Genomic DNA, 3667 nt, shown 5'->3' on the forward strand with positions numbered 1-3667 from the left:
GACCTCATCATGGGAGCTCATTCCGCAACTGCAACCGCAACTGCCACCGTCCGTTTCCGTCGCATGGCCGTGTCGAGCCTGCTTGTCGGTGGCGCGCTGTTGACCGGTGCAGGCGCCGCTTCGGCGCAGCCCGCAGAGGTCACCGATTTCGTGAACGGCCTCACCGAGCAGATCGAGCAGAACGCCGGCCAGCTCGAGGAGACCGCAGGCGCCTCCAACGGCACCGGCCAGGCCGCGCTCTCCGCCGCCGAGACCAAGATCGGCGCGCCGTACGTGTGGGGCGCTACCGGCCCCGACGCCTTCGACTGCTCCGGACTGACGTCCTGGGCCTACAAGCAGGCCGGCGTCGACATCCCGCGCACCTCCGAGCAGCAGGCCGCCGCCGGCACCCCGGTCGACATCAACGACCTGCAGCCCGGCGACCTCGTGACCTTCTACGAGGGCGCGAGCCACGTCGGCATCTACGCCGGCGACGGACAGGTGCTCAACGCGCCGAGCGCGGGCCAGCCCGTGAGCTACGCGCCGATCGACTCGATGCCGATCTACAACGCGGTGCGCTTCTAAGAGCGATGACGCGTTGCGGGCCATTGGAGGTCCGCGCCAACTGAATACCCTGGTCCTGCCGCGCGCGGGAGCTCATGATCGCCGCAGCGCTCGTTGACGAGTCGTTGCGGCGATCTTGTCATTTCGGCTGCGATGGCGAAGAACCAACGGGTACTTGTTGGGCAATGGGCCGCCGCGAGGGTCGGCGCACGATCGCTCGGCGCCGGAGGGAGGTTTCGCCTCATGAACGGCAGGGTGAGAGAGCCGCGAATCGTCATCATCGGTGCGGGCGTCGCCGGGATCAGCGCCGCTCATGTGCTGCGCGAACAGGGGTTCTCCGATATCCGCGTACTCGAGAAGGGCGACGATGTCGGCGGCGTATGGTTCTGGAACAGATACCCGGGGCTCACGTGCGACGTGCCCTCGCAGATGTATCAATTCGGCTTCGCGCCGAAACCCGACTGGTCACACATCTGGGCCTCGGGGGAGGAAATCCAGCAGTATCACCGTGCCGTCGTGGAATCGCTCGGCCTGTTGCCGCTCTTCCGCTTCCGCACCGAAGTGACCGACGCCCGGTTCTCCGACGTCACCGGCGAGTGGACGCTTACCACCGATGACGGCGGAGAGCTGAGCGCCGACTTCGTGCTGTGCGCGACCGGTGTCCTCCACAACCCGGCGTATCCGGATATCCCGGGCCTCGAATCCTTCGGCGGGCCGGTGATTCATACCGCGCGCTGGGACAGCGAACTCGCGACGGAGAACCGCAAGATCGCGGTGCTCGGGACGGGATCGACCGGGGTGCAGGTCGTGTCGGCGCTGTCGGAGGAGGCCGCGTCCCTCACGCATTTCGTTCGTTCGCCGCAGTGGGTGCTGTGGGCGCCGATGGGGCTGCGGCAAATCCCGGGCGTCGCGGCGCTTCTCCGTTCGGCGCCGCGTGTGCATGACCGCGTTTACAAGGTGCTGCTGTGGGGCTCGCAGGTCCTCGCCGACATCACGACCACGCCGTCGTGGCGGCGCCGGGCGGTGCAAGCCTACGCGCGCTGGTCGCTCAAGCTGGGTGTGCGGGACGAAGGGCTTCGCCACGCGCTGACGCCGGACTACCAGCCGTTATGCAAGCGCCAGGTGGTGTCGGGTACCTATTACAAGGCGCTGCGCCGGCCGAACGTCGAGCTCGTTACCGAAGGCATTCGCGAGGTGACCCCGGACGGGATCGTCACCGAGGACGGCGCGAGCCACGAGGTCGACATCATCGTGCTCGCGACCGGCTTCCGCGCGCACGACTACATGCGGCCGATGCGGATCGCCGGCCGCGAAGGCATCACGCTCGACGAACAATGGGCGAAAGGCCCGCGCGCGTATCGCATGACCGCGATCCCTGGATTGCCGAATCTATTCACGGTCCTCGGGCCGAACTCGCCCACCGGATCGATCTCGCTGCAATTCTCCGCGGAGCTCACCGCCAGGTACATCGCGCAGTGGGTGGACCGCTTCGCGCGCGGCGAGGTCGACCGCGTCGAGGTGACCGAGGAGGCGACGCGCGCCTTCAACGAGGAGGTTGCGGATGCGATGGGTCCGACAGTGTGGAACACCGGCTGCAATTCCTGGTACCTCACCGAAGGCGGCAACGTCGACCTGTGGCCGTTCGACCAGGCCACGATGGTGCGCATGCTGTCCGAGCCGGAGGACGCACACTTCCACACCCGGTAAGGCCCGGGAAATCTCCGCGGTGGTGGGGCGAAAAGTGTCCGGCGAGACCGCGGCGATGCCGCGTAGCCGAAATCTAGGGTAACGCCAGGGGAGTCTGTGGCGTCCGCCGTCATATGTGAAAAGTGGGGCATTTGCCCTGCAAGTGACACCGGTTATTTGCCGGTGGAGAACTCGACTCATGAATTCCGGTTGAATTACTTGCGCCTCACTGTAAACTGCGGTGTAATAACGCTGTTATCGTTCTGTGACGCTCCGGTTGGTGCTTCCGATCTCGCAGGTTCGCCTGTACCACCGAGGGAGTAACGCGTCCGAGAAGAGCTCGGGTGCGGGGCAGAGCCACACAAAGGAGATCGACACATGGGAGCCCACTCCGCACCCACCACCTCTCGCTTTCGCCACATCGCAGTATCGGGTCTGATCGTCGGCGGCGCCTCGATCGCCGGCGCGGGGGTCGCTTCGGCGCAGCCCGCGATCAATTCGGATTCGCTCGACGATCTAGGGGATCTCGGCGGCCAGGGCGTAGATACCGGCAGCCTCGACACAGCCACCACCCCGGAAACGGGCGAGGCCTATAGCGATACCGACGGCGGCGAGTTCGGCGACATCGTCGGCTCGATCGCCGATCAGCTTTCGCAGTCGGCCGACAAGGGCGCCAATAGTGACGTCGGAGTTGCCGCGCTCGAGGCGGCGAAGACGAAGGTCGGCGCGCCTTATGTGTGGGGCGGCAACGGGCCGGATTCGTTCGACTGCTCGGGGTTGACGTCGTGGGCGTACAAGCAGGCGGGCGTGTCCATTCCGCGCACGGCCGAGCAGCAGGCCGCCGCCGGCACGCCGGTCGATCTGGACGATCTGCAGCTCGGCGACCTGGTGACGTTCTACGAGGGCGCGAGCCACGTCGGGATTTACGCCGGGGACGGGCAGGTGCTCAACGCGCCGACCTATGGCGTGCCCGTGAGCTACGCGCCGATCGACTCGATGCCGGTCTACAACGCGGTGCGGTTCCGGTAAGGCGTGATCGCCTCGCTCGCGTGACCGATATGAAAGATCGCCGCCTCCTTCTGAGGGAGTGCGGCGATCTTGTGTATTTGGGGACGTCATCTGTGTTTCGGAAAGAGCGTGCGGGCTACTCGTACCGTGGGATCTGCTAGAAACGAGCGCCGTGATCGGCGGGGTGCTGCGGCCGCGCGGCACAAGCTGCTCCGCTCGGCCCTACAACTCGCCGACGGTATCGCGTCCCTCTAAACATATGTAGAGCCTCCTTTCGCGATTCCTACTTGCCCGAGAACACAGGGAATTCGCTGTGCTCGCCGTAGTCGCGCGCGACAAGCCCGCGCAGGGTGCCCATGTCGGCGTCGGCGATCTCGAAATCGACCTCCGCGTTCGCGCGCATGTGCTCGACGTTCGCCGTTTTCGGGAG

Annotated in this window: 3 protein-coding genes and 1 pseudogene; 3 read left to right on the plus strand and 1 reads right to left on the minus strand. The window is 66.0% G+C overall.

Annotated features, from left to right (window positions below; translation table 11 throughout):
* The first annotated feature begins 9 nt into the window (after positions 1-9).
* The 3 genes from K8V11_RS00845 to K8V11_RS00855 all read left to right on the plus strand — a co-directional run bounded on the left by K8V11_RS00845 (position 10) and on the right by K8V11_RS00855 (position 3258).
* A complete protein-coding gene (locus tag K8V11_RS00845; RefSeq protein WP_303910318.1) occupies positions 10-564 on the plus strand; it encodes a C40 family peptidase in 555 nt (184 codons plus the stop codon).
* A 222-nt stretch (positions 565-786) separates the two neighbouring features.
* Entirely contained in the window at positions 787-2250 is a 1464-nt protein-coding gene (locus K8V11_RS00850; protein ID WP_303910316.1) for an NAD(P)/FAD-dependent oxidoreductase, read from the plus strand.
* Between the two features lie 357 nt (positions 2251-2607).
* Positions 2608-3258 (plus strand): NlpC/P60 family protein, encoded by a 651-nt coding sequence (locus K8V11_RS00855; RefSeq protein ID WP_303910317.1) that lies wholly within the window; start codon positions 2608-2610, stop codon positions 3256-3258.
* Between the two features lie 262 nt (positions 3259-3520).
* On the opposite strand, the pseudogene K8V11_RS00860 reads toward K8V11_RS00855, so the two are convergent.
* Positions 3521-3667 (minus strand): annotated as a pseudogene (locus tag K8V11_RS00860) (aldo/keto reductase); the annotation flags it as partial.

It is taken from the genome of Dietzia timorensis (genome assembly GCF_020742175.1).
Classification (GTDB): domain Bacteria; phylum Actinomycetota; class Actinomycetes; order Mycobacteriales; family Mycobacteriaceae; genus Dietzia; species Dietzia timorensis_A.